Origin of the sequence: Mycobacterium adipatum, from assembly GCF_001644575.1 — a bacterium.
GTDB lineage: Bacteria > Actinomycetota > Actinomycetes > Mycobacteriales > Mycobacteriaceae > Mycobacterium > Mycobacterium adipatum.
This window is the reverse complement of the sequence record NZ_CP015596.1, coordinates 4,935,232-4,960,124: the sequence shown is the minus strand read 5'-3', so window position 1 is coordinate 4,960,124 and position 24,893 is coordinate 4,935,232. Positions and strand designations below refer to the sequence as shown.

General features: G+C 68.5%; 24 protein-coding genes. 12 read left to right on the top strand and 12 right to left on the bottom strand.

The window, feature by feature from the left end:
• Positions 1–42: 42 nt before the first annotated feature.
• Positions 43–588 carry a TetR/AcrR family transcriptional regulator gene (locus A7U43_RS23550; RefSeq protein WP_067999887.1) on the top strand — a complete coding sequence of 182 codons (546 nt, stop codon included), beginning with the start codon at positions 43–45 and terminating at the stop codon, positions 586–588.
• A gap of 1 nt (position 589) precedes the next feature.
• Here the strand turns inward: A7U43_RS23550 and A7U43_RS23545 are convergent, their stop codons facing one another.
• The gene (locus A7U43_RS23545) at positions 590–1,393 is read right to left on the bottom strand and encodes a purine-nucleoside phosphorylase (RefSeq protein ID WP_411289575.1); all 804 of its coding nucleotides are present in this window, start codon (positions 1,391–1,393) and stop codon (positions 590–592) included.
• A 9-nt stretch (positions 1,394–1,402) separates the two neighbouring features.
• Here A7U43_RS23545 and A7U43_RS23540 point away from each other — a divergent pair, with 9 nt between their 5' ends.
• Together A7U43_RS23540 and A7U43_RS23535 are read left to right on the top strand one after the other, a co-directional pair.
• Positions 1,403–2,587, top strand: a complete 1,185-nt coding sequence (locus A7U43_RS23540) for a M20 family metallopeptidase (protein WP_067999883.1) — start codon at positions 1,403–1,405, stop codon at positions 2,585–2,587.
• Positions 2,584–3,753 carry an amidohydrolase gene (locus A7U43_RS23535; RefSeq protein ID WP_067999881.1) on the top strand — a complete coding sequence of 390 codons (1,170 nt, stop codon included), beginning with the start codon at positions 2,584–2,586 and terminating at the stop codon, positions 3,751–3,753. The genes A7U43_RS23540 and A7U43_RS23535 overlap by 4 nt, the downstream gene beginning before the upstream one ends.
• 63 nt (positions 3,754–3,816) lie before the next feature.
• Here the strand turns inward: A7U43_RS23535 and A7U43_RS23530 are convergent, their stop codons facing one another.
• Both A7U43_RS23530 and A7U43_RS23525 read right to left on the bottom strand, forming a co-directional pair.
• Positions 3,817–4,002, bottom strand: coding sequence for a hypothetical protein (locus tag A7U43_RS23530; protein ID WP_067999878.1), 186 nt, complete (start codon positions 4,000–4,002; stop codon positions 3,817–3,819).
• Between the two features lie 207 nt (positions 4,003–4,209).
• Positions 4,210–4,683 carry a gamma-glutamylcyclotransferase family protein gene (locus tag A7U43_RS23525; RefSeq protein ID WP_067999876.1) on the bottom strand — a complete coding sequence of 158 codons (474 nt, stop codon included), beginning with the start codon at positions 4,681–4,683 and terminating at the stop codon, positions 4,210–4,212.
• Positions 4,684–4,777: 94 nt separating this feature from the next.
• Between A7U43_RS23525 and A7U43_RS23520 the strand changes: the two genes are divergently transcribed.
• The 3 genes from A7U43_RS23520 to A7U43_RS23510 all read left to right on the top strand — a co-directional run bounded on the left by A7U43_RS23520 (position 4,778) and on the right by A7U43_RS23510 (position 8,879).
• Positions 4,778–6,193 carry an NAD(P)H-quinone dehydrogenase gene (locus A7U43_RS23520; protein WP_067999874.1) on the top strand — a complete coding sequence of 472 codons (1,416 nt, stop codon included), beginning with the start codon at positions 4,778–4,780 and terminating at the stop codon, positions 6,191–6,193.
• Positions 6,194–6,267: 74 nt separating this feature from the next.
• Positions 6,268–8,019, top strand: a complete 1,752-nt coding sequence (locus tag A7U43_RS23515; RefSeq protein ID WP_067999872.1) for a glycerol-3-phosphate dehydrogenase/oxidase — start codon at positions 6,268–6,270, stop codon at positions 8,017–8,019.
• Positions 8,016–8,879, top strand: coding sequence for a pseudouridine synthase (locus tag A7U43_RS23510; protein WP_067999870.1), 864 nt, complete (start codon positions 8,016–8,018; stop codon positions 8,877–8,879). Before A7U43_RS23515 ends, A7U43_RS23510 begins: the two co-directional genes overlap by 4 nt.
• Here A7U43_RS23510 and A7U43_RS23505 read toward each other — a convergent pair.
• Positions 8,866–9,633 carry an FkbM family methyltransferase gene (locus tag A7U43_RS23505; protein WP_067999868.1) on the bottom strand — a complete coding sequence of 256 codons (768 nt, stop codon included), beginning with the start codon at positions 9,631–9,633 and terminating at the stop codon, positions 8,866–8,868. The two genes, A7U43_RS23510 and A7U43_RS23505, sit on opposite strands and share 14 nt — an antisense overlap.
• A 195-nt stretch (positions 9,634–9,828) precedes the next feature.
• On the opposite strand from A7U43_RS23505, the gene A7U43_RS23500 reads away from it, so the two are divergent.
• Complete coding sequence (locus tag A7U43_RS23500; protein ID WP_068003561.1) at positions 9,829–10,599, top strand: SDR family NAD(P)-dependent oxidoreductase; 771 nt, start codon at positions 9,829–9,831, stop codon at positions 10,597–10,599.
• Here A7U43_RS23500 and A7U43_RS23495 read toward each other — a convergent pair.
• Together A7U43_RS23495 and A7U43_RS23490 are read right to left on the bottom strand one after the other, a co-directional pair.
• Positions 10,596–11,384 (bottom strand): enoyl-CoA hydratase/isomerase family protein, encoded by a 789-nt coding sequence (locus tag A7U43_RS23495; protein ID WP_068003555.1) that lies wholly within the window; start codon positions 11,382–11,384, stop codon positions 10,596–10,598. The genes A7U43_RS23500 and A7U43_RS23495 overlap by 4 nt on opposite strands.
• A gap of 10 nt (positions 11,385–11,394) precedes the next feature.
• Positions 11,395–12,087: a TetR family transcriptional regulator gene (locus A7U43_RS23490; RefSeq protein ID WP_067999866.1), complete on the bottom strand. Its 693-nt coding sequence runs from the start codon at positions 12,085–12,087 to the stop codon at positions 11,395–11,397.
• A 150-nt stretch (positions 12,088–12,237) separates the two neighbouring features.
• On the opposite strand from A7U43_RS23490, the gene A7U43_RS23485 reads away from it, so the two are divergent.
• The gene (locus tag A7U43_RS23485) at positions 12,238–13,293 is read left to right on the top strand and encodes a ferredoxin reductase (protein WP_067999863.1); all 1,056 of its coding nucleotides are present in this window, start codon (positions 12,238–12,240) and stop codon (positions 13,291–13,293) included.
• Positions 13,294–13,310: 17 nt separating this feature from the next.
• Positions 13,311–14,489: a fatty acid desaturase family protein gene (locus A7U43_RS23480; RefSeq protein WP_411289574.1), complete on the top strand. Its 1,179-nt coding sequence runs from the start codon at positions 13,311–13,313 to the stop codon at positions 14,487–14,489.
• Here the strand turns inward: A7U43_RS23480 and nei2 are convergent.
• The 3 genes from nei2 to A7U43_RS23465 are packed head-to-tail and all read right to left on the bottom strand — an operon-like array spanning position 14,477 to position 20,338.
• The gene (gene nei2 / locus A7U43_RS23475; protein ID WP_067999861.1) at positions 14,477–15,232 is read right to left on the bottom strand and encodes an endonuclease VIII Nei2; all 756 of its coding nucleotides are present in this window, start codon (positions 15,230–15,232) and stop codon (positions 14,477–14,479) included. The two genes, A7U43_RS23480 and nei2, sit on opposite strands and share 13 nt — an antisense overlap.
• 36 nt (positions 15,233–15,268) lie before the next feature.
• The gene (locus A7U43_RS23470) at positions 15,269–15,748 is read right to left on the bottom strand and encodes a DUF2834 domain-containing protein (RefSeq protein ID WP_068003545.1); all 480 of its coding nucleotides are present in this window, start codon (positions 15,746–15,748) and stop codon (positions 15,269–15,271) included.
• A 48-nt stretch (positions 15,749–15,796) separates the two neighbouring features.
• Positions 15,797–20,338: an ATP-dependent helicase gene (locus tag A7U43_RS23465; RefSeq protein WP_067999859.1), complete on the bottom strand. Its 4,542-nt coding sequence runs from the start codon at positions 20,336–20,338 to the stop codon at positions 15,797–15,799.
• 124 nt (positions 20,339–20,462) lie between these two features.
• Between A7U43_RS23465 and A7U43_RS23460 the strand changes: the two genes are divergently transcribed.
• The 3 genes from A7U43_RS23460 to A7U43_RS23450 all read left to right on the top strand — a co-directional run bounded on the left by A7U43_RS23460 (position 20,463) and on the right by A7U43_RS23450 (position 21,797).
• Positions 20,463–20,822: a hypothetical protein gene (locus tag A7U43_RS23460; RefSeq protein ID WP_067999858.1), complete on the top strand. Its 360-nt coding sequence runs from the start codon at positions 20,463–20,465 to the stop codon at positions 20,820–20,822.
• Positions 20,823–20,851: 29 nt separating this feature from the next.
• The gene (locus tag A7U43_RS23455; RefSeq protein ID WP_067999856.1) at positions 20,852–21,202 is read left to right on the top strand and encodes a heme-binding protein; all 351 of its coding nucleotides are present in this window, start codon (positions 20,852–20,854) and stop codon (positions 21,200–21,202) included.
• A gap of 109 nt (positions 21,203–21,311) precedes the next feature.
• Positions 21,312–21,797 carry a VOC family protein gene (locus tag A7U43_RS23450; RefSeq protein ID WP_067999854.1) on the top strand — a complete coding sequence of 162 codons (486 nt, stop codon included), beginning with the start codon at positions 21,312–21,314 and terminating at the stop codon, positions 21,795–21,797.
• Between the two features lie 26 nt (positions 21,798–21,823).
• On the opposite strand, the gene A7U43_RS23445 is transcribed toward A7U43_RS23450, so the two are convergent.
• From A7U43_RS23445 to A7U43_RS23435, 3 genes are read right to left on the bottom strand one after another with little or no spacing between them, the layout of a single operon-like run.
• Positions 21,824–22,621 (bottom strand): SDR family oxidoreductase, encoded by a 798-nt coding sequence (locus A7U43_RS23445; RefSeq protein ID WP_067999852.1) that lies wholly within the window; start codon positions 22,619–22,621, stop codon positions 21,824–21,826.
• 19 nt (positions 22,622–22,640) lie between these two features.
• The gene (locus A7U43_RS23440) at positions 22,641–24,122 is read right to left on the bottom strand and encodes an AMP-binding protein (RefSeq protein ID WP_068003543.1); all 1,482 of its coding nucleotides are present in this window, start codon (positions 24,120–24,122) and stop codon (positions 22,641–22,643) included.
• Positions 24,119–24,892 carry an SDR family NAD(P)-dependent oxidoreductase gene (locus A7U43_RS23435; protein WP_067999850.1) on the bottom strand — a complete coding sequence of 258 codons (774 nt, stop codon included), beginning with the start codon at positions 24,890–24,892 and terminating at the stop codon, positions 24,119–24,121. The genes A7U43_RS23440 and A7U43_RS23435 overlap by 4 nt, the downstream gene beginning before the upstream one ends.
• Position 24,893 lies beyond the last annotated feature (1 nt).

The window sequence follows — 24,893 nt, the reverse complement described above, 5'->3', positions numbered from 1 at the left end:
CGGATGCGGTAAGTCAACGAGTGTTGGCCTACGATCGTTGATATGCGTCGTCCCGGCACCGAGACCAAGGCCGCGATCCTGGCCGCGGCGCGGGAGCGCTTCGCGGCGGAGGGTTATGAGCGCGGGACCATCCGCGCCATCGCGGCCGACGCCGGCATCGATCCGGCCATGGTGATGCGCTACTTCGGCAACAAAGAGGGCCTGTTCGCCGCCGCCGCCGAATTCGATCTCGAACTGCCCGACCTGTCGGTAGTCCCCGTCGAGCAACTCGGCGCCGCGCTGGCCGAACATTTCGTACAACGGTGGGAACGCGACGAGGCGCTGCTCATCCTGCTCCGCGCCGGTGTGACCAACGACGCCGTGGCCGAACGGATGCGAACCATCTTCGCCGCCCAACTCGCGCCGGTCATCGGCAAGGCGCTCGGCGATTCACGGCAAGCCCCGCTGCGGGCAAGTCTGGCCGCCTCGCAGGTGCTCGGAATGGCCCTGTGCCGCTACGTGCTGGCGTTCGGTCCGTTGGCGGAGATGACCCGCAGTGAGGTGGTCGAATGGATCGGGCCGACCCTGCAGCGCTATCTGACCGAATAGCTCACAGCGCCGCGATCACCGCGGCCAGCAGGGCGCCCATCCGCGCCGCGGACTGCCGGCCCGCCTCCAGCACCTCGTCGTGACTGAGCGGCTGACCTGTCATGCCGGCGGCCAGGTTCGTCACCAGCGAGACGCCGAGGACCTCGGCGCCGGCGGCCCGGGCGGCGATCGTCTCGTGCACCGTGGACATCCCGACCAGATCGGCACCCAGGGTGCGCAGCATCCGGATCTCGGCGGGCGTCTCGTAGTGCGGCCCGGGCAGACCGGCGTACACCCCCTCGGCCAGCGTGGGGTCGATGCCGCGGGCGACGGCGCGCAGGCGTGGGGCGTAGGCGTCCACCAGGTCGACGAACTGCGCTCCCACCAGTGGCGACCGTGCGGTGAGGTTCAGATGGTCGCTGATCAGCACCGGCTGCCCGACCGCCATGTCGGCCCGCAGCCCGCCCGCCGCGTTGGTCAGGATCACGGTCCCGGCACCCGCGGCGCACGCCGTCCGCACCGGATGCACCACGTGGGCAAGATCATGACCCTCATAGGCGTGAATGCGCCCGACGAGCACCAGCGCCCGGCGCGCGCCGATCGGCACCGAAAACACCTGGCCGCCGTGCCCGGCCGCGGTGGGCGGGGTGAAACCCGGCAGGTCGGCCATCGGAACGGAGGCCGTCGGCTCGCCCAGTGCGGCCAGCGCGGGAGCCCACCCCGAGCCGAGCACCACGGCCACGTCGTGCACCGGCACCCCGGTGCGTTCGCTGATCGCGGTGGCGGCGTCGTTGGCGGCCGACTGTGGATCTGACACGAGTGAGATACTGCCAGGATGTCCACGGTCACCGCGTCCGCGAGCGTCGAGGACGCCGTCCACCGCCGCAGCGGTGACCTTGTCGCGCTGTCGCACGATATCCACGCCGAGCCCGAACTGGCGTTCGCCGAGCACCGCAGCTGCGCCAAAACCCAGGCGCTGGCCGCCGAACGCGGTTTCCTCATCGAGGCCGCCCCCGGCGGCCTCGACACCGCTTTCCGGGCCGTGTACGGCAGCGGGTCGTTGGTGGTCGGTATCTGCGCGGAATACGACGCGTTGCCCGGGATCGGGCATGCCTGCGGGCACAACATCATCGCGGCGTCGGCGGTGGGCACCGCGCTGGCGCTCGCCGAGGTGGCCGACGCACTGGATCTGACGGTCGTGCTCATCGGCACGCCCGCCGAGGAGGCCGGTGGCGGAAAGGTGTTGTTGCTCAACGCCGGAGCGTTCGACGATATTGCCGCGTCGGTGATGCTGCACCCCGGTCCCGCCGATATCGCGGCGGCTCGCTCGCTGGCGCTCTCCGAGGTCGCCGTCAGCTACACCGGACGCGAATCCCACGCGGCGGTGGCGCCGTATCTGGGTATCAACGCCGCCGACGCCGTCACCGTCGCGCAAGTGGCCGTCGGGCTGCTGCGCCAGCAGCTCGCCCCGGGCCAGATGATGCACGGCATCGTCACCGACGGCGGGCAGGCCACCAATGTGATTCCCGCACATGCCGAATTGCGCTACACGATGCGCGCCAACGACATGGAATCGTTGCGCGCCCTGGAGGCCAGGATGGCCGGTTGTTTCGCCTCCGGCGCATTGGCCACCGGGTGCGAGCACACCGTCGTCGAGACCGCGCCGCCCTATGACGCACTGGCCCCGGATCCGTTCCTGGCCGCGGTGTTCCGCGCGGAGATGATTCGCAACGGCCGGCACCCGCTGCCGGTGGAATTGGAGGCAGCCTTGCCGTTGGGCAGTACCGATATGGGCAATGTCACCCAGGTGCTGCCGGGGATCCACCCGGTGGTGGGCATCGACGCCGGTGGCGCCTCGCTGCACCAGCCGCAGTTCGCCGCCGCCGCCGCCGGGGCCAGCGCGGACAAGGCGGTCATCGACGGTTCGATCATGCTGGCGCGCACCGTTGTCGCGTTGGCCGAGAACGCGGCCGAACGTGGACGGGTGATGGAAGCGCACGCCCGGCGGAGGGCGTCATGACGCTGCGCGCCCATACCGAGGCATGGTTGGCCGCCCACCACGATGATCTGGTGGCCTGGCGCCGGCACATCCACGCCCACCCAGAACTCGGCCGCCAGGAGTTCGCGACCACCGAGTTCGTGGCGAACCGACTGGCCGACGCCGGCCTGAACCCGAAGGTGCTGCCCGGAGGCACCGGCCTGACCTGTGACTTCGGGCCGGAGGATCGCCCGCGGATCGCGTTGCGCGCCGATATGGATGCGCTTCCGATGGCCGAACGCACCGGACTGCCGTTCGGCTCCACGGTGCCCGGCGTCGCACACGCGTGCGGGCACGACGCGCACACCAGCGTGCTGCTCGGTGCCGGGCTGGCCATGGCGTCGGCCCCGGAACTGCCGGCGGGCGTGCGGCTGATCTTCCAGCCGGCCGAGGAACTGATGCCCGGTGGCGCGATCGACGCGGTCGCCGCCGGTGCGGTCGCCGGGGTCGCGCGGATCTTCGCCCTGCACTGCGACCCCCGGCTGGAGGTGGGCAAGGTCGCGGTGCGGCTGGGCCCGATCACCTCGGCCGCCGATTCGATCGAGATCACCCTGCACTCCCCGGGCGGTCACACGTCGCGGCCGCATCTGACCGGTGATCTGGTCTACGCGCTGGGCACCCTGATTACCGGGGTCCCCGGGGTGCTGTCACGACGCATCGATCCCCGCAAGAGCACCGTGATGGTGTGGGGTGCGGTCAACGCCGGTGTTGCGGCCAACGCGATTCCGCAAACCGGCACCCTGGCGGGAACCATCCGGACCGCCAGCAGGGAAACCTGGCTGACCCTGGAATCGCTTGTCGGCGAGATTGTTTCGTCGCTGCTGGCGCCGCTGGCCGTGGAGTACAGCGTGAACTACCGCCGTGGTGTACCGCCGGTGGTCAACGAGGAGGTGTCCACCCGGATCCTCACTCACGCGATCGAGGCGCTCGGGCCGACCGCGCTGGCCGACACCCACCAGTCCGGGGGTGGCGAGGACTTCTCCTGGTACCTGGAGGAGGTGCCCGGGGCGATGGCACGCCTGGGCGTGTGGTCCGGGCGCGGTCCACAGCTGGACCTGCACCAGCCGACCTTCGATCTGGACGAGCGCGCGCTCGCGGTGGGGGTGCGCACGATGGTGAACCTGGTCGAGCAGTCCGCCGGATTCTGACATTGCGAGCGACCGTGTCGGTACGCCGGCACGCCGTGATCCGGGACAGTTTGGGGTCGCTCGTCAACGCCGGTTGTGCACAATCGTGGCGCCGTCCACAGATCCGTTCGCGGCCCTGTCGCTGAGGGCGCTCCGTCGCCGACGATCGTGGGCGTGCCCGATGCGCTCGCCGAACTCTTCGACCGGCAGGGTGGCGTTGCCGCCAGTGGACAGATCCTGCAGCACGTCACCCGACGCGGATTCGAGCACGCGCTCGCCTGCGGATCACTGACGAGGCTTTGGCACGGCATCTGCACCCCGCGCGGAACCGGACCGGGGAATGCTGCTGAGAGGTCTCGACTTGTCTTGCGGCCGCCTGCAACGGCATCTGTGCCGCGCGGTCGCCTGAGTGACCACACAATGCCACCTGCGGCGGCGTGTCCGTGTACAGACATGGCCGCTCGCGCCAAGCGCGAGCTAGGTGCCGGGCCCGACGTTGCCGGCGGGGCGGATGCGCAGGTCGTGCACGTACTCCGCGGGCGCGCCGGCGATCTCCGCGGCGTCGGCCATCACGCCGAGATAGCGGGCCGAAGGCACCCCGCCCTCCCAAGCATCGACCACGTAGAGCCAGGCCAGCACCGGGTCGGTGGTGGTGTCGGAGGTGAGCCGGTCGACCCGGCAGCGGATCTTCTTGTGGAAGCCCAGCTCGGAACCCTCCCAGCGGTCCAGGTTCTCTTCGTCCTCGGGGGTGACGTCATAGAGCACCACGAACACCCGGGACAGTGGATCCTCGACCAGGGTCGCCAACGCGCCTTCCCAGCTGAGATCCTCACCGCCGAAGGTCAGTCGCCAGCCGTACAGCCAGCCGGTTCCCGCCATCGGTGAATGCGGAGCTCGCTGCAGCATCTGTTCCGGATGCATGTTCGATCCGTAAGCGGCGTAGAGCGGCACGGGCCCAACTTTAAGGGGTCCGGCGGGGGAGAGCGCAGCGACCCGGGAGATCGGTCGTGTGGGCTCGAGCGCACCGACCCACTAGGTTTGTCACGTGGCAACCCGCATCGTGATCATCGGCGGCGGCCCCGCCGGCTATGAGGCAGCTCTCGTCGCCGCGGCCCGCGGACCCGAGGCTGCTCAGGTGACCGTCGTGGACTCCGACGGCATCGGCGGTGCCTGTGTGCTGTTCGACTGCGTCCCGTCCAAGACGTTCATCGCCTCCACCGGCGTGCGCACCGAGCTGCGCCGGGCCAATGGCCTGGGCTTCGACATCGCCATCGACGACGCCAAGATCTCGTTGGGTCAGATCCACAACAGGGTCAAGACGCTGGCCAGATCGCAGTCCGCGGATATCGGCGCGCAGCTGCTCAGCCAGGGCGTCTCCGTGGTGCAGGGCCGCGGCGAACTCGTCGATGACGTGCCGGGCATGGCGACGCATCGGGTCAAGGTGGTCACCCGCGACGGCAAGACGGGGGTGCTCAAGGCCGACGTCGTGCTGATCGCCACGGGCGCCACCCCGCGGGTGCTGCCCAACGCGCGCCCCGACGGTGAACGCATCCTGAATTGGCGCCAGCTCTATGACCTGACCGAACTCCCCGAGCATCTGGTCATCGTGGGTTCGGGTGTCACCGGCGCCGAGTTCTGCAGCGCCTACACCGAGCTGGGGGTCAAGGTGACGGTGGTGGCCAGCCGTGACCAGATCCTTCCGCACGAGGATTCCGATGCCGCCGCGGTGCTGGAGGAGGCGTTCGCCGAGCGCGGCGTGCAGCTGGTCAAGAACGCCCGCGCCGATGCGGTGACCCGCACCGAGCGCGGCATCAAGGTCGCGTTGGCCGACGGTCGCGTCGTCGAGGGCAGCCACGCCCTGATGACGGTGGGTTCGGTGCCCAACACCGGGGGACTGGGCCTGGAGCGGGTGGGTATCGAACTCGGGCCGGGCAATTACCTCGGCGTGGACCGGGTGTCGCGCACCTCGGCGCCGGGCATCTATGCCGCCGGTGACTGCACCGGTCTGCTTCCGCTGGCCTCGGTGGCCGCCATGCAGGGCCGCATCGCGATGTACCACGCCCTCGGCGAGGGGGTCTCGCCGATCCGGCTGCGGACGGTGGCCGCGGCGGTGTTCACCCGGCCGGAGATCGCCGCCGTCGGCGTCCCGCAGACCGCGATCGACAGCGGTGCGGTGCCCGCCCGGACGCTGATGCTGCCGCTGACCACCAATGCCCGGGCGAAGATGTCGTTGCTCCGGCGCGGCTTCGTCAAGATTTTCTGCCGGCCCGCCACCGGCGTGGTGATCGGCGGTGTGGTGGTCGCACCGATCGCCTCGGAGCTGATCCTGCCGATCGCGCTGGCGGTGCAGAACAACCTGACGGTGACCGATCTGGCCCAGACGCTGTCGGTGTACCCGTCGCTGTCCGGGTCCATCGTGGAGGCCGCGCGCCGACTGATGGCCCACGACGATCTGGACTAGCCGACCTCGACCAAAGGCGAGGTCTGCGCCCTGGTGGGCCACACCGGCGGGTCGCGCAACGTAGGCTCGTAGCCGTGACTGACCCGATTTCAGGCAATGGTCAAGCTCAACTCGGGCCTACCCAGCGCGCGATCGCCTGGGAACGGCTCGGTAGCGAACAGTTCGACGTCGTGGTCATCGGCGGCGGGGTGGTCGGTGCCGGCGCGGCGCTGGACGCGGCGACCCGCGGGCTGCGGGTGGCGTTGGTGGAGGCCCGCGATTTCGCGTCGGGCACCTCCAGCCGGAGCTCCAAGATGTTCCACGGCGGACTTCGCTATCTGGAACAGCTGGAATTCGGTCTGGTGCGCGAGGCGTTGCACGAACGCGAACTGTCGCTCACGACGCTGGCGCCGCATCTGGTCAAGCCGCTGCCGTTCCTGTTCCCGCTGACCAAGCGGCTCTGGGAGCGCCCGTACGTCGCCGCAGGCATCTTCCTCTACGACCAGCTGGGTGGCGCGAAATCGGTTCCGGCGCAGAAACATCTGCTCCGGGCGGGCGCGCTGCGGCTGGCGCCCGGACTCAAGCGAAGCTCACTGATCGGCGGCATCCGCTACTACGACACCGTGGTCGACGATGCCCGGCACACCATGACGGTGGCCCGCACCGCGGCGCACTACGGGGCGGTGGTGCGCACATCCACTCAGGTGGTGGCGCTGCTGCGCGAGGGCGACCGGGTGACCGGGGTCAAGGTGCGCGACTCCGAGAACGGAGCGGTGACCGAGGTGCACGGGCACGTCGTGGTGAACGCCACCGGGGTGTGGACCGACGAGATCCAGGCATTGTCCAAGGAACGCGGCCGATTCCGGGTGCGTGCCTCCAAGGGGGTGCACATCGTGGTGCCGCGCGACCGCGTCGTCAGCGAGGTGGCGATCATCCTGCGCACCGAGAAGTCGGTGCTGTTCGTCATTCCGTGGGGCACGCACTGGATCATCGGCACCACCGACACCGACTGGAATCTGGACCTCGCGCATCCGGCCGCGACCAAAGCCGATATCGACTACATCCTCGGACACGTCAACAAGGTGCTGGCCACCCCGTTGACCCACGACGACATCGACGGCGTGTACGCGGGCCTGCGGCCGCTGCTGGCCGGGGAGAGTGAGTCGACCTCGAAGCTCTCCCGCGAGCATGCGGTCGCGGTGCCCTCACCCGGACTGGTGGCGATCGCGGGCGGAAAGTACACCACCTACCGGGTGATGGGGCAGGACGCGATCGACGCGGCGGCCGAGTTCGTGCCGACCCGCGTCGCGCCGTCCATCACCGAGAAGGTGCCGCTGGTGGGCGCGGACGGCTACTTCGCGTTGGTCAACCAGACCGCGCATGTCGGTTCGCATTACGGCCTGCACCCCTACCGGGTGCGCCATCTGCTGGATCGCTACGGATCGCTGATCGGTGAGGTGCTGGCCATGGCCTCCGAGAATGGGGTGGTCAAACCCGAACTGCTGGAACCGATCACCGATGCTCCGGTGTATCTGAAGGTGGAGGCGGTGTACGCGGTGGTCGCCGAGGGCGCTCTGCACCTGGAGGACATCCTCGCCCGGCGCATGCGGATCTCCATCGAGTACCCGCACCGTGGTGTGGACTGTGCCCGCGAGGTCGCCGAAGTGGTGGCACCCGCGCTGGGGTGGAGCGCCGCGGACGTCGACCGCGAGGTCGAAACATATCTGGCGCGCGTCGAGGCCGAGGTGCGCTCGCAGACCCAGCCCGATGACGAGTCGGCGGACGCGCTGCGGGCGGCCGCACCGGAGGCGCGCGCGGAGATCCTGGAACCGGTTCCGCTGAATTGAGTGCTCCGCTGCCCGACCGTGATGGGCTGGGGCCGACGCGGATACGCCTGCGCGGCGGGGCGGTGCTCGTCGAACTGGCTGACCGGTTCGGCGAGAAGGCGGCCACCAAGGTTCTGGCCGGGGAGGTGGTGTGCGCCGATGGCACGGTGGTCGGCGCGTCGACGGTATTGCCGCCCGGTGCCGTCGTCTATCTCTATCGCGACCTGCCCGACGAGGTGCCGGTTCCGTTCGAGATGCCGATCCTGCACCGCGACAAGGACATTGTGGTGGTCGACAAGCCACACTTCCTGGCCACCATGCCCCGTGGCGGGCACGTCGTGCAGACCGCGTTGGTGCGCCTGCGGCGCGAACTCGACCTCCCGGAACTGAGCCCCGCGCACCGGTTGGACCGGCTGACGGCCGGGGTGCTGCTGTTCACCGCGCGGCGTGAGGTGCGGGGCGCCTACCAGCGGCTGTTCGCCGAGCAGCGCACCCGGAAGACCTATCTGGCGCGCGCGGCCGGCACACCGGCGGTCGACCTGCCGACGGTGTGCAGAAGCCGGATCGTCAAGGTGCGCGGCCGATTACAGGCCTATGAGGAGCCGGGCGAGCCGAACGCCGAAACCCACGTCGAACTCCTCTGCGACGGGGTGTACCGGCTGACGCCACGCACCGGGCGCACCCACCAACTGCGCGTGCAGATGGCCTCGCTCGGCGTGCCGATCATCAACGACTCGTTGTATCCGGATATCCGAGAGGTGGCCGCCGACGATTTCAGCCGCCCGCTGCAGCTGCTGGCGCAGCGGCTGGAATTCGACGATCCGCTCAGCGGCCAACCACGCCGGTTCACCAGCGCCAGGACGCTGCTCAGTGCGACTTGAGCGTGAACTGCGCGATACCGCCCCAATGCTGCAGTGTGTGCGTCTGCGCCAAGGGATTCTCGGCGAACAGCCATTCGACGTAGAGCTTCTTGATGTTGCGGGCCAAATCCACCGGGATGTTCCCGATGACGGCCGCTTCCAATCCCTCGATATCGATCTTCAGGATGTCGATGTGGCCGTGCTTTGCTACGACGTCGCGCAGAATCTGCTGGGAATTGACACATGTCACCGTCAGTGAATTGCCGAGTTCGGCATTCACCCCGCCGTAGCGGCCGGTTTCCTCCCAGCCGAACTCGACCTCACCGTCGACCACGCCGACCGCAACTTCCCGCAGGGCGTAGCGGTCCTCGAACGGTCGCAGGTTTTCCTGCAGGCGGCCGACGTTACGGGGCAACGGCTCGAACAGATAGGTGAAGGCGTCCGGGTTCCGGGACAGGAAGTAGGCCGCGGAGATGCCGATGTTCGAGCCGAAGTCGACGATGACGCGGTCGTCGACGCCGGCGTAGTAGTCGGACCGGCAGAAGATCTCGTTCACCGTCAACAGGTCGTGTGCCGTGTAGAGCCGCAGGGTCACCCAACCCAACGGGGTGCGTACCCGCAGGCTGGTGGGATAGCTGCCGGAGCCGGTGAGGTAGCGCCGGAAGACCTGCGCCGGATGCTCGTATACCCGCAGCATGTTGCGTGCTGCGGTGTAGTTCCGGCGGTGCAGAACCGAACCGGCAATTTTGCCGAACCCGCGCCCAGCGATCTGCATTCCACCTCCAGAGTGACGGGTTCAACCTTTGCGGTAGGTATGCCCGGTTCCGATTGAGATTAGTCGCAAGCCCGGATTCTGACAGCGGAGGCCCGCCAATGTATGACGGAGCGGTTTTCGCTCACCGCGCGCCACTGGTCGCGTGGCACCGCGTTCTCCACGACCGGACAGCGCCGATCTGATCTACTGACCCGCGTGGATCGCACCGGTTTTGACCAACTGTTCGACATGTCGGATCGCACGGTGATCGTCACCGGCGGCACCCGCGGAATCGGTCTGGCGCTGGCCGAGGGCTTCGTCCTGGCGGGTGCGCGGGTGGCGGTGGCCAGTCGCAAGGCCGACGCCTGCGAGGCGGCCGCCGCGCACCTGCGCGGGCTGGGTGGCGAGGCGCTCGGGGTCCCGACCCATGTGGGTGATCCCGACTCGCTCGCCGCGCTGGTATCGGCCACCGTGGCGGAGTTCGGCGGTATCGACGTGGTGGTCAACAATGCGGCCAATGCTCTGGCCCAACCGCTGGGCCAGATGACTCCGGATGCCTGGACGAAGTCCTACTCGGTCAATCTGCAGGGCCCGGTGTTCCTGGTGCAGCACGCGTTGCCGCACCTGGTGCAGAGCCCGTCGGCGGCGGTGCTCAACATGGTGTCGGTGGGTGCGTTCAATTTCGCGCCCGCATTGTCCATCTACGCCTCCGCCAAGGCGGCCTTGATGTCGGTGACCCGGTCGATGGCGGCCGAACTGGCCTCGTCGGGCATTCGCGTCAACGCGATTGCGCCCGGGCCGGTCGACACCGACATGATGCGCAACAACCCGCAGCAGGTCATCGACGCGATGGCCGCGGGCACCCTGATGAAGCGGTTGGCCGAACCCGACGAGATGGTCGGTGCGGCGCTGTTGCTGTGCTCGCGGGCGGGCAGCTACATGACCGGCCAGGTGGTCATCGTCGATGGGGGCGGGACGCCCCGCTAGTCGGTCTTGCGGCGGGCGAACGCCTGGACGAACGCCCGCATCTCCCCGCTGGACGAGGACAGGATCTGACTACGGTTCTCGACATGCAGGGCGCTCTCCAGGCTGCCGGCCTCCAGATTGGCCCACAGCACCTGTTTGGTCGATTCGAGCCCGAATTTCCCGTAGCCGCAGAGTGTCTCGGCGATCTGCAGCGCGTCCTGCAGGACCGCGCCATCGGCGCAGACCCGCGACACCATGCCCAACCGCAGGGCCTCGTCGGCCTCGACGGTGCGGGCGGTGAGGATCAGATCGAACGCCGGCCCGGCCCCGATGATGCGCGGCAGGGTGTAGCTGACGCCGATATCGCAGCCCCCGAGGCCCAGCTTGATGAACTGGGTACAGAACAGTGCGGAGGAAGCCGCGATGCGGATGTCGCTGGCCATCGCCAGCGCGAAGCCCCCGCCATAGGCGGGGCCGTTCACCGCGGCGAGCACCGGCTGGCGCAGCCGGTGCAGCTTCACGGTCAGCTCGGCGATGCGTTCCTGCCAGCGCATCCCCGCGCGCGGCGCCTCCAGTCCGGCCGAGGCCGCCGGGGAATCGGTATCGGTGAGGTCCAGGCCGGCGCAGAATCCGCGCCCCGCTCCGGTCAGCACCACCACCCGGCAGTCGTTGTCGTTCTTGATGGTGTCGAGGGTGCTGTGCAGCTCCTCCACCAGTGTCGAGGACAGCGCGTTGAGTTTCTCCGGGCGGTTGAGCGTGATGACGGCGATCTCGGGGCGCGGGTGGGTCAGCTCCAGGTGTGCCATGGCCCACACACTAGGTGTCCTCGCTGCGCCATCCCCGCACGCCGATCGTGATCATCGACAATTGCTTGATCGCGGTCTGCTTGATGGCCTCCAGGGCGGCCGGGTCGGTGACATCTTCGACCAGTTCGGCGATGGAGATCATCGCGTTGACGAACAGGTTCGCCAGGATGTTGAGGTCCTCGCTGCTCCAGTTCTTCAGCCCCGGGAAGCGGGCCAGGTCGATCGCCAGTTCCGAAGTGAGCAGCCGTATTTCGGTGCGAATGGCATACCGCAGCGACGCGACGCCGCTGGCGCGTTCGCGAGTGATGAAGCGCCAGTGCTCGCGGCGCTCGCTGATCCCGGTGATCAGGATCTCGGCGGATGAGTCGATGACGTGGTTGGGGTCGAGCTTTCCGGCCCGGGCGCCGCGGAGCATATCCCGCAGCGACCGGAACGACTCGTCGATGAGAACCAGGCCGAGTGACTCCATGGAATCGAAGTGCCGGTAGAACGCCGCGGGCACGATGCCGGCCTCGCGGGTGACCTCGCGCAGGCTCAGGCCGGTGAAGCTGCCCTCCTCCAGAAGATGCAGGGCGGCCGCGACGATGGCGCGGCGGGTGACCTCTTTGCGTTCGTCGCGCGACAAGGTGTCGCGCGAGCGTGACTTGCTCGAGCGGTCGGAACGACCCGTTCGAGACTTGGAAAGGTCACTTGCCACAACCATAGAGCCTACCGGCGTATACCCGCTCTGAGCTCCGACGATGCCATTATCGGGTGTTTGTGATTCGAGAGTACGACTGTTCACTGTGTTACGCCCATCACAACCTGCAGCATTTCCTTGACCATGCGCTTCCGACAGGATCAGAGTGTACATATGTTCACCGAAACATTGACGCGGCGGATGTCCCGGTCTCCGCTGCTGAATCTGCTCACCGGACCCCACGGTGTCGACCGCTACACCGAGATCGTCGACCCGACCTGGACGCAGGACCAGGCCCGCGCACGCGTCGTGGCCGTCCGCCGCCAAACTTCACGCAGCGTCACCTTGACGCTGCAGCCCAACGGGGCCTTCGCCGGCTTCCGTGCCGGCCAGCACATCAACCTGTCCGTCGAGATCGACGGGCGGCGCCGTACCCGCTGTTACTCACCGGCCAGCGCCGAGGGCAGCCCGCTGATCGAACTGACGATCGGGCGGCACGACGACGGCCTGGTCTCCACCTACCTGTGCGATCACGCCCGGCCGGGCATGGTGGTCGGCCTGGACTCCGTCGGCGGCGACTTCGTGATGCCGCCCGTGCGCCCGCGACGCCTCCTGTTCGTCTCCGGCGGCAGCGGCATCACCCCGGTGCTGTCCATGGTGCGCACGCTGCGCGCCGAGGGATTCTCCGGCGAGATCGCGTTCATCCACTACGCGCGCACCGCGGCCGAGGCCTGCTATCGGCAGGAACTCGACGCGCTGCCGGGTGTGCGGGTGCTGCACGGCTACACCCGCGACACCACCGGCTCCGATCTCGACGGCCGGTTCGGCCCCGAGCACCTGGCGGCCGCGATGCCCGACCCGGATGCCGTGTTCGTGTGCGGTCCCGCGGTGCTCATCGAGGCTGTCCGTGAGATCTTCCCGCAGGCGTACTCGGAGAGCTTCGTGCCCCCCGAGTTCGCGCTGCCCACCGAAACCAGCGGCGGCACCATCACCTTCACCGACAGCGGTGTCGACGTCGTCGACGACGGGCAGCCGCTGCTGGCCCAGGCCGAAGCCGCCGGACTCAACCCGGAGAGCGGCTGCCGGATGGGCATCTGCCACAGCTGCACCCGCTTCAAGAAGAGCGGTGCGGTCCGAAACCTCATCACCGGAGCGGTGTCCACCGCCGACGGTGAAGACATCCAGATCTGCGTCACCGCCCCCGTCGGTGACGTCGCCATCGAACTCTGAGAACGGAAGGAACAGCAATGACTGACACGATTTCCGCTCGCCCCCAGGACATTTCCCGTCGCTCCGCTCGCCCCCAGGACATCCGTAACCGCGCGGTGCGCTCCGACAAGTACTCCCTGACCCCCGAGCAGGCCGATGCGTTCGGCGCCGAACTCGACGCGATCCGCGAACGCGTGATCGCCGACCTCGGTGAGCGGGACACCACCTATATCCGCAAGGTCATCAAGGCCCAACGCACCCTCGAGGTCGGTGGCCGGGCCCTGCTGTTCGGCGGCATCTTCCCGCCCTTCTGGCTGGCGGGCACCGCCATGCTCGGGATCGCCAAGATCCTCGACAACATGGAGATCGGCCACAACATCATGCACGGCCAGTACGACTGGACCGGCGATCCGGCCTTGTCCAGCAAGACGTTCGAATGGGACAACGCCTGCCCGTCCGACCAGTGGCGGCATTCGCACAACTACATGCACCACACCTACACCAACATCGTCGACATGGACCGCGATATCGGCTACGGCGTCCTGCGGATGAGCGAGGATCAGAGATGGTCTCCGTACTACCTGGGTAACCCGGTGTACGCGTTCCTGCTGATGGTGCTGTTCCAGTACGGCGTCGCCCTGCACGAAGTGGAGACCGAACGCATCCGGGCCGGCGAGATCAGCGTCGCCGACAAGCGTGACATCCTGCGCGGCATCTGGCAGAAGACCAAGAAGCAGACGTTGAAGGATTACGTGGCGTTCCCGCTGCTGGCCGGCCCGTTCGCACCGTGGGTGTTCGCCGGCAACATGACCGCCAACCTGATGCGCAACGTGTGGTCCTACATGATCATCTTCTGCGGGCACTTCCCGGAGGGCACCCAGGAATTTTCCATCGAAGAGACCAAGAGTGAATCACGCGGCCAGTGGTACTTCCGCCAGCTGCTCGGCTCGGCCAACCTGACCGGCGGGAAGTGGTTCCACATCCTCAGCGGCAACCTGTCCTTCCAAATCGAACACCACCTGTTCCCGGACATCCCGGCGCACCGGCACGCCGAGATCTCGGTCGAGGTCCGTGAGATCTGCGAGCGCTACGGCCTGCCCTACAACACCGGCCCGCTGCCGAAGCAGTTCGCCACCGTGGTCCGCAAGATTCTGCGGCTGGCCCTGCCCGACCGCAAGCCGACCTCCCGGAACGACGAAATGCCTCACGCTGCCTGACAATTCGGGCACCAATACCTGATCCGGTCGCCGCTGTTGTCCATCTTGATGGTGGTGCGACAGCGGCGACACGGCTCTCCGGCCCGGCCGTACACCCAGACCTGTTCGCCACGCCGGGTGTTACCGGTGGTGGTGCGATTCACCTGGAGTCGGTTGAGCCACAGCATGTCACGCGCGCGCCGGGCCACCCGAAGCGGATCCGACAGGGTGCCCGCCGCGGCGTTCGGGGCTCGGCCGAAGACGAAGCACAGCTCGTTGGCGAAGACATTTCCGACGCCGGCCATCACCCGCTGATCCAGCAGTGCTTCGGCGAGTTCGCGGTCCGGCTGGGCAATCAGATTCGCCGCGGCCAGGTGTGCGTCCCAATCGGGGCCCAGTAGGTCCGGTCCGAGATGGGCCACCACATCCTGGTCATGGCGGCGTTCCAGCACATCGAGGATGCCCAGGTCGATACCGGTGGCCGTGGCGTCAGCGGTGCCCAGCACGATGCGGACCTTGTGTGCGGGCACCTTCGCCGTCCCGATCCGCCAACTGCCGTCCATTTTGAGGTGGGAATGGATGCTGGACTCACCCACCCGGATGAACAGGTGCTTACCGCGGCTGAGTACCTCGTCGACGACCTGTCCGGTGAGATTCACCGTCGCGTGGCGGGGCACCCGGATATCGCAGCGGGTCAGCGTCTTGCCGACCAGCGCCTCGCGCAGCTTGGCGGCGGTGCGGAAGACGGTGTCACCTTCGGGCATACCCCATTGAACATGTCCGCTCTCGCCGCGACGGCGTCAGACGGTGGTCAGGGCCCGCTGTTGCCGGTGCACGCGGTCCACGGTGGCGAAGTAGAACGCGTAGGCAAACGCGCAACTGGTGAACAGGCTGGACACGAAAAACAGCCACGGGCGTCTGATCCCCCGCCGGTAGCCATCGACGATGGTGAACAGCGGGAGCAGGATCACGTTGATGATGGTGTAATCCTGGCTGGCCGACGCCGCCGCCGGATTCGCATAGCCGAGCATGATGAACTGCTGCCAACTGCCGGGACCCCAGATCGGGTTCCCGCCCGCGACCGCGTAGGTGGCGACGAACTGATGGTTGAAGTAGTAACCGAGCACGATCGACACCGCGCCGATGACGTAGAACAGAATCTCCAGCGGCGAGAACATCGGACTGCCGTCGGCGGGGCGGGTGAAGATCTGTCGATTCGCGCGCACGATCCAGGTGACGACGCCGATGCCCAGGACGAGATGAACGATGAGCGAGACCATCATCGAAGTATCGGACAGCCGCGTCGAGTTTTGTCACTTTTGACAGATTCAGCGCAGGCGTAGCCCCCGTGGTGTGCGGGCGAACCCGGCGCCCACCAGCGCCTCCAGCACCCCCGCGTGGTCCTCGCCCGCCCCGGGATCGAGCACGCCGACGCCGTTGACACGCTCGACCAACAGCGACGGGATCCGGCCGGCGCCCACCAGGTCGGCCAGCGCGGCGGCCGCGGCGCCCTGGGCGTCGGGATCGGCGCCGAAGCTCAGCAGCGATTTGCCTCCCCGCTCCAGGAACCAGACGAGCCGTCCATCGACCAGTGCCACCAACGCGCCGGCCTTGCGTCCCGGGCGGTGACCGACATCGGTGACATCGGGCCACGGCAACGCCATGCCGTAGGGATTGGCCGGGTCGGTGGCGGCCAGCACGACGGCGTGCAGCGCCGGGCGCTGCGGATCGATACCGTCGAGATACGACCGCAGCCTGTCGACCGTCGGCGCCGTGGCGAACTGCGCGCCGCCCAGAGATTCCACGAAGTAGCCGCGCTGACAGCGGCCGGCATCCTCGAACGCGGTGAGCACCTTGTACAACATCGCGAATCCGCCGGGCACGCCGTCGGCCGCGCCCCGGGTGAGCACCCCGAAGCGGTTCAGCAGCAGTTCGGCCTGAAAGTGGGCGCGCACCGTGGAATCCGGTGCGGCGGCCGGCAATGCCGACCAGCGACCGGCCACCGTCGGATCGGCCCGCTGCTGACCCTGGGCCAGGCTGTAGCGGCTCAGCCGCGGGGGCCGTTGGCGCTGACGATGCGAGGGAGTGCCGGCGCGGCGCGGACCGGACAGGAGGGCGCGCACCGGCGCGAAGGTGTCGCCGGTGACCCAGCCGGCCCAGATGAGTTCCCACAGCGCCGTTTTGAGATCGCCCTCGGATCCGCCGTCGGCCAGTTGGCGGAAGAAGTAGGCCCCGCCGGCCTGACCGGACGAGCCCAGCGACCCCATGATGGCGCGATGGTGATCGGTGAACTCGATCTCGACGGGGGTGGCCAGTGTCAGCGGCGCGGAGTCACCGAGATGGAAGGCGATCCAGCCGTCGGATGCCCCGATCTGCCCCATCCCGGACCAGCTCACCTCGCCCGAGGCCAACAGTTCGTCCAGCATGGCGGGCTGATAGTCGGCGACCCGCTGGGGTAGCACCAGGGTTTCGATGGCCGATGCCGGCAGTGGCTGACCCGCCAGCTGCTCGATCACCACGGCCAGGCCGTCCACCCCACGATTGTGCGCGGATCCGACGTGTTGCCAGGCGGGCAGGAACCTGCCGTAGGCCGCCGTGCTGACCGGCTCGACCGCCGCCCGCAACGCGGCCAATGAGCGTCGCCGAAGAATCTTGAGAACAGTTGTGTCACACCACTGCTCGGATGAGCCCGCGATCGCCTCGGTGAACTCGCCGCGGATCAACCGGCCATCGCCGGCCAGCCGGCCCAACACGTCGGCGGCGACGCGGATGCCCAGGCCGAAGCGGGCGGCCGCCTGCTCGGTGCCGAAAGGCCCGCGGGTGCGCGCGTAGCGGCCCAGCAGCTCGCCGAGTGGGTCGGAGACCGATTCGGTGAGTCCGGCCGGCACCCAGACCGGCACCGCCACACCGACACCGTCGCGCAACAACGCGACATCTTCGACCGTCACCCACCATGTCGAGCCCGCGTACGACACGGTCAGCGCCCGCCGGGCTGCGCGCAACCCCTCCAGCCAGCCGCCGATATCGTCCTGCGCGCACCGCTCGGCGATCTCGGCCTCGGTGAGCGGGCCGAGCAGCCGCAGCAGATCGGCGACACCTTCCGCGTCACGGGCGGACCGGTCGGCGTCCAGATGCTGCAGCGCCCTGGTCGTCGCGGTGACGACATCGGGGTCGAGCAGGTCACGCAGCTCCACCCGGCCCAGCAGTTCGGCGAGCAGCACGGTGTCCAGCGACAGTGCCGCGGCCCGTCGTTCGGCCAACGGGCTGTCACCCTCGTACATGAACGCGCCCACGTATCCGAACAGCGCCGCCGCGGCGAACGGTGACGGTGTGGCGGTTTCGACCTCGAGCAGCCGGATTCTGCGCTGGGCGATCCCGTTCATCACATCGGTCAGGGCGGGCACGTCGTAGACGTCCTGCAGGCACTCCCGCACGGTCTCCAGCACGATGGGGAAGTCGGGGTATTTGCGCGCCACGTCGAGCAGTTGGGCCGCCCGCTGACGCTGATGCCACAGCGGCGAACGCTTGCCCGGATGCCGGCGCGGCAGCAGCAGCGCCCGCGCGGCGCACTCGCGGAACCGGGAGGCGAACAGTGCGGAGCCGCCGACCTCGTCGGTCACGATGGGCTCCAGCTCGTCGGCGTCGAACACGAAAAGGTCCGCCCCGGGTGGATCATCGCCACCGTCGGGCAGCCGCACGATGATGCCGTCATCGGAGGCGGTGGGTTTCTCGTCGATGCCGTAACGCTCGCGCAACCGTCGCGCGACGGCCAGCGCCAGCGGACCGTGCACGCGCAGTCCGTACGGGGAGTGCAGGATCACCCGCCAGTCACCCAGCTCGTCGTGGAAGCGCTCCACGATCAGCGTGGTGTCACTGGGGACCGCACCGGTGGATTGCCGTTGCTCGTCGAGCAGCTGCCACAGGTTGTCGGTGGCGAACTCGTCGAATCCGGTCTCCCGGCAACGCTTCCGGAAGTCGTCGGATCCCAGCTGGGCGAGCTCGCCGGTGAACGCGCCGACCGCGGCGCCGAGCTCGGCGGGACGTCCCACGCTGTCACCGCGCCAGAACGGCAACCGGGCCGGCAGGCCGGGCGCGGGCACCACCAGTACCCGGTCGTGGGTGATCTCGGTGATGCGCCAGCTGGTGGCACCGAGGGAGATGACGTCCCCGGGCCGCGACTCGTAAACCATCTCCTCGTCGAGTTCGCCGACTCTGGAGGGCTTCTCGGACTCGGACGCCAGGTAGACGGTGAACATGCCGCGGTCGGGGATGGCGCCACCGGAGGTGACGGCCAGCCGCTGCGCGCCGGGGCGTGCCGTGAGCGAGCGAGCGTCGCGGTCGTAGACCAGTCTGGGGCGCAGCTCGGCGAACTCGGTCGACGGATATTTCCCGGACAGCAGGTCCAGGGTGGCCTCGAAGGCGCTGCGCGGCAGTGTCGCGAAGGGGGCGCTGCGCCGCACGGTGTCGAACCAGGCGTCGGCGTCCAACGGTTCGAGAGCGGCAGCGGCCACCGTGTGTTGGGCGAGCACGTCGAGCGGGTTCGCGGGTACCCGCATGGTCTCGATCTGGCCGGCGCGCATCCGCTGCACCGTGACCGCACAGTCGATCAGGTCGGTGCGGTGCTTCGGGAAGAGCACGCCCTGCGATATCTCGCCGACCTGGTGTCCGGCCCGGCCGACCCGCTGCAGACCGCTGGCCACCGAGGGCGGCGCGGACACCTGGATCACCAGGTCCACCGCGCCCATGTCGATACCGAGTTCCAGGCTGGAGGTGGCGACCACGGCCTTGAGCCGCCCGCTCTTGAGATCGTCCTCGACCAGCGCCCGCTGCTCCTTGCTGACCGAGCCGTGATGGGCCTTGGCCAGCACCGTCGGGGCGCCGAAGCTCTGCCCACTGGCCATCACGTGGGCCGGCGCACCGGCGGGGACCTTCGGGTTGGGGCCGGTGGGAAGTTCGACACCGCAGCGCTGCGCGTGGATCTCGTTGAGCCGTGAGGTGAGCCGCTCCGCGAGCCGCCGCGAATTGGCGAACACGATGCAGGACCGATGCGCTTCGACCAGATCGACGATGCGCTCCTCGACATCGGGCCAGATGGAACCTTCGGTCAGGTTCGTCATATCCGGCACCGGAACCTGGACCTGCAATTCGAAGGTCTTGTCCGCGGGCGGCGCGACGATCGTGGTCGGCGCCGACCCGGCCAGGAACCGGGCCACCTCCTCGGCGGGGCGCACGGTGGCCGACAAACCGATCCGCTGGGCGGGACGGGGGAGCAGCGCGTCCAAGCGCTCCAGCGAAACGGCCAGGTGTGCACCGCGTTTGGTGGCGGCGACGGCATGCACCTCGTCGATGATGACGGTGCGCACATCGGCCAGCGTGTCGCGGGCCGCGGAGGTGAGCATCAAGAACAGCGACTCGGGCGTGGTGATCAGGATGTCCGGCGGTCTGGAGATCAGATCGCGGCGATCTTTGGCGGTGGTGTCCCCGGAGCGGACACCGACCGTGATGCTCGGCGCGGGCATCTCCGCGCGCTCGGCCACCCGCGCGAGACCGGTCAACGGGGTGCGCAGGTTGCGCTCGACATCGACGGCCAGCGCCTTGAGCGGAGACACGTAGAGGACCCGGGTGCCCGGCCTGCTCCGCCCCGATGTCGTGGACGGATGCTGGGCCAGGTCATCGATGGCCCACAGGAATGCCGCCAGCGTCTTGCCCGACCCGGTCGGGGCCACGACCAGCGTGTTGTGCCCGTCGGCGATCGCCGACCACGCCTGCTGCTGGGCCGCGGTGGGGGCCGGGAAGGTGCCGTGGAACCACTCCCGGGTCAGCGGACTGAACCGGGCCAGGGGATCCTCGGCGGCGGGCACGTTCTCCATGGTGCCCCTACCCACCGACAAGTCACGATGACCTGCGGCAATCCCGGTCCGGGTGGGCGCATACGGGCCTATGATCGGGGCAGCCACCTCCGGCGCTGGTTCACGACGGTTGAAGGAGTCAGTGATGCGACTGTTCCAGGTTCTCGCCGTGCCGGTGCTCATCGGTGCAGGTCTCGGTGCCGCTCCCACCCCCGCCGCGACCGCGGACTGCACGAGCGCGGGGGGAACGACGATCTGTTCGCAAGGAGAAGTCCGCGGCTCGAACACCGGTGACGGGCCGAGCGGTTCCTCCGGTCCGTACGTCCCGTACCCGTGCGACTACGACTGGTATGCCTGTGACGACGCCTGGGGTTGGGAGATCGACGTCAATCTCGACCCGGACCTGGGACGGCCGGGTGGTCCCGGCGGCCCCGATATCGGACTGCCCGGCGGCGGCCGGCCCAACGCCGGCGGTGGCGGCGGCCGGGGCGGTCGCGGGCGATGAGTACCCACCAATCGATCGAGGAGAGCGGCATGCTGATCAATCCCATCCCGGCGCGGCGCATACTCGCTGCGGCCTTCGGTGCGCTGGCCGTGTTCGGTTCCGTCGCAACGGCGTCGGCGGAGCCGCTCCCTCCGCCGCCACCGCCCAACTGCACCGCCGCCGACCTGGCCGGTGTGATCGCCGGCGTCACCGCCGCGACATCGGCCTACCTGTTCACCCACCCGCCGGTGAACGACTTCTTCACCGGCCTGCAAGACAAGACGCAGGAGGAGCGCCGGGCCGAGCTGAGCGCGTACATGGACGTCAATCCGCAAGTGCGCGACGAGCTCCGGGGCATCCGGCAGCCCAGCACGGATTTCCGGGCCCGCTGCGACAACTAGCGCCCGGGATCGGCAGCCCGCTGCGTCGATCGCGTCAGGCGAATGCGACATCGGGTGCGTCTGACAGCAAACACGCCTGGGCGGCGCCGGGCTCTGGCACACTCCACTGATGATCCAGGGTTTCTCGCATATCGGTATCTGCGTCACCGACCTCGACCGCTCGATCCGCTTCTACACCGATGTGTTCGGGTTCGTAGTGCTCTATCGGCTCGACTTCGACAACAACGAAGTCGCCGCGACCATGGAGCAGGAAGGCCGATTCCGCTCGGCGATGCTCATCCGCGATGACATCCGCATCGAATTGTTGCAGTGGGTCGACGTGCCGATCACCGGGTCGGGACAGCGCAAACCGATGACCGAACTGGGCTTCACGCACCTGTCCTTCCGGGTCGAGGACGTCGACGGCTTGACCGCCGCGATCCTCGCCGCGGGCGGAACCCTCGTGGAGTCGACGCGCACCGTGCTGGGCGATACCGCCGACCCGGCGGCCGGCCGGTTCATCTACCTGACCGACCCCGACGGCACCCGCATCGAGCTCATGCAGAACGTGCCCGACCTGTCCGGCATCAGCGCCGCCGATATCGCCGTCGGCTAGCGGCGTCCGCCCCGCCCCGAGCGTTCTCAGCCGTTCAACGCGCGCTGGTATCGCCGCATCCCGGAGATCCAGCGGTCGTAATCGGTGCCCTTGCCCCGGTACATGTCGAGAACCGATGCGTGCGGCAGCACCAGGAAGCGGTCCTCGCGAACCCCGGCCAGCGTCGCCGCCGCCACATCCTCGGCGCTCAGTACCTCACCGGCGGTGGTGATGGACGCGGCCGCGACCCGGGCGGTGGCGTCCTCGGCGCCGGTGATCGCCTCCAGTAGCGGTGTGGCAACCCCCATCGGGCATACGCATGTCACGCCGATCCCCTTGTCCCCGTAGGTGATCGACAACCACTCGGCAAAGCCCACGGCGGCGTGCTTGCTGACCGCGTACCCGGCGGCGCCCACCTGGGTGAGCAGCCCGGCTGCCGAGGCGACGCTGACGAAATAGCCACTGCCGCGGTCGATCCAGTCCGGCAGCAGTGCGTCGGCGGCCCGGATGTGCGCGCGCAGATTCACCTCCAGCACACGATCCCAGTCGCTGTCACCGCCCAGACCCGGCACGCCGATGATGCCGGCGTTGGCGACATAGATGTCGACGCGGCCGAACGCCTCCCGTGCGGCGTCGAGCAGGGCGGCGATACCGGCGGCCGACGCGGCATCGGCACCCACCCCGAGCGCGCGTTCACCGATGGTCGCAGCGGTCTGCGCGGCGGCGGCGGCATCGATGTCCCCGGCGACCACCGACGCCCCGGCGGCGGCCAACGCCAGCGCCAGTGCCCGGCCGATACCCGATCCCGCCCCGGTGATGACGGCAACCTTGCCTTCGATCTGCATGGGTCGTGTCTACCAGGGCTCAGCGGACCGACTCGCGCAACTCCCGTTTGAGGACCTTGCCGTAGCTATTTTTGGGCAGTTCGTCGACGTAGATGTAGCGTTTGGGCCGCTTGAACCGGGCGATCCGCTCCAGCAGGTGAGCGTCGAGGTCCGCCTCGGCGGCCGTCCCGACGATGAACGCCACCACCATCTCGCCCCAGTCCTCGTCCGGTGCGCCGACGACACACGCCTCTTCGACGCCGGCGTGTTCCAGGAGCACCTCCTCGACCTCGCGCGGGTAGATGTTGCTGCCGCCGCTGATCACCACGTCCTTGGAGCGGTCGCGCAGGGTCAGGTATCCGCGTGCATCGAAGGATCCCATGTCCCCGGTGTGCAACCATCCGCCGACCAGGGTGCTCGACGTCGCTGCCGCGTTGTTCCAGTAGCCCGACATGACGACGTCACCGCGGCAGGCGATCTCACCGATCTCACCGACCGCTGCGGGATTCCCGTCGGCGTCGAGCACCGCGACCTCGACGCCGCTGCGCGGATAACCCACTGAGCCGAGGATCGCATCGTCGGCCAGCCCATCGCCGGAGAGGTGGTCGCACTTGCGCAACCCGGTGATGGTCATCGGTGCCTCACCCTGCCCGTAGAGCTGGACCAGGGTCGGCCCGAACGTGGCCATCGCCTTCTTGAGCGTGTCCAGGTACATCGGGCCACCGCCGTAGACGATGGTCGTGAGGTTCTGCGGGCGCGGCCGGCCCGTGGCGAGCAGCCGCGCCACCATGGTCGGCGCGAGGAAGCAGCTGGTGCGGGGGTGGTGGCCGCACAGGTCGAGAAACTCCTCGGGGTCGAAACCCGACGAAGCGGGGATGACCTGCCGCGCGCCCCGCAGGATGTAGGGCGCGATGTAGAGACCCGAGCCGTGCGACATCGGAGCCCCGTGCACGAGACTGGAATTTTCGTCCGGAGAGTCGAAGTCCGCCAGGTGCGCCACCGTCATCGCCATCAGGTTGCGGTGCGAGAGCATCGCGCCCTTGGACTTACCGGTGGTGCCGCTGGTGTAGAACAGCCAGGCCAGCGCGCCGGGGTCCACGATGGCCGGCACGGCCGGCTGCGTGTGCAGGCGAGCGGCATACGCGGGGGATTCGATGTTTTCGACCGCCACATCGGTGACCGCGGCGAGACCGCCGGCGATCTTCGGGGATGCGAAGACGACGGCGGCGCGGCAATCCTCGAGGATCTGCGCCATCTCCAGGGGATGCAGCTTGAAGTTGATCGGGACGACCGCGCAGCCGGCGGCCCAGACCGCGAACATCAACTCGATGATCTCGGGGCGGTTTTCGCTGGCGATCGCGATCCGTGCCCCGGTATCCCTGTTCGCCGATATGGATGACGCCAGCCGCAACGCCCGATCGCGGAGCCCGGCGAACGTGTGGCATTGCTCGTTGCCGAGGTACACCGCGCCGCGATCGCCGAAACGCGTTGCGGCCTGGTCGAGTACCGCGAACAGATTCACCTGGCGACCCACTGCGAGGTCAGTGCGAAATCCGACAGATATTTCGTCGAACTCCAGCCGCCGTCGACGACGATGGTCTGCCCGTTGATGAAAGCACCTCCGGGAGAGCACAGGAACGCCACCGTGCTGGCGATATCGTCGACGGTGCCGAGGCGGGTGTGCGGGGTCATCTCGGTGTTGATCTTGCGGAAACGTTCGTCTTCGAGCCGGGTGGCGACCATCGGGGTCAGCGTCACCCCGGGGGCCACCGCATTGCAGCGGATACCCTCGGCGCCATACTGACAGGCGATGTGGCCCGTCAATGCGGTGAGGCCGCCCTTGGCCGCCGAATAGGCGCCGCCCCGCATCCCACCCACCACCGCGAACGTCGAGGTGACGTTGATGATGGCCGAGCCGGGACCCATATGCGGCAGCACATCGCGGGCCAGCCGGAACGGTGCGCGCAGCATCAGCCCCAGGAAATAGTCCAGCGACTCGTCATCGGTCTCGTGCAACGGCTTGGGACTGCCCACACCGGCATTGTTGACCAGGAAATCGACATGGCCCCAACGGGATACCGCCGCGTCGACGATCCGGGCCGGGGCGTCGTCGGCGGTCAGGTCGACGGCCAGCGTCGCCACCCGATCCGGGTCACCGATGGCCTGCGCCAGGTCGGTCAGTCGGTCGGTATCGCGGCCGGCGCCGAGCACCGCCATGCCGGCCTCGGCGAGTTTGACGGCACAGCCGAAACCGATGCCGCTGCTCGCGCCGGTCACGATCGCCACCTGCATG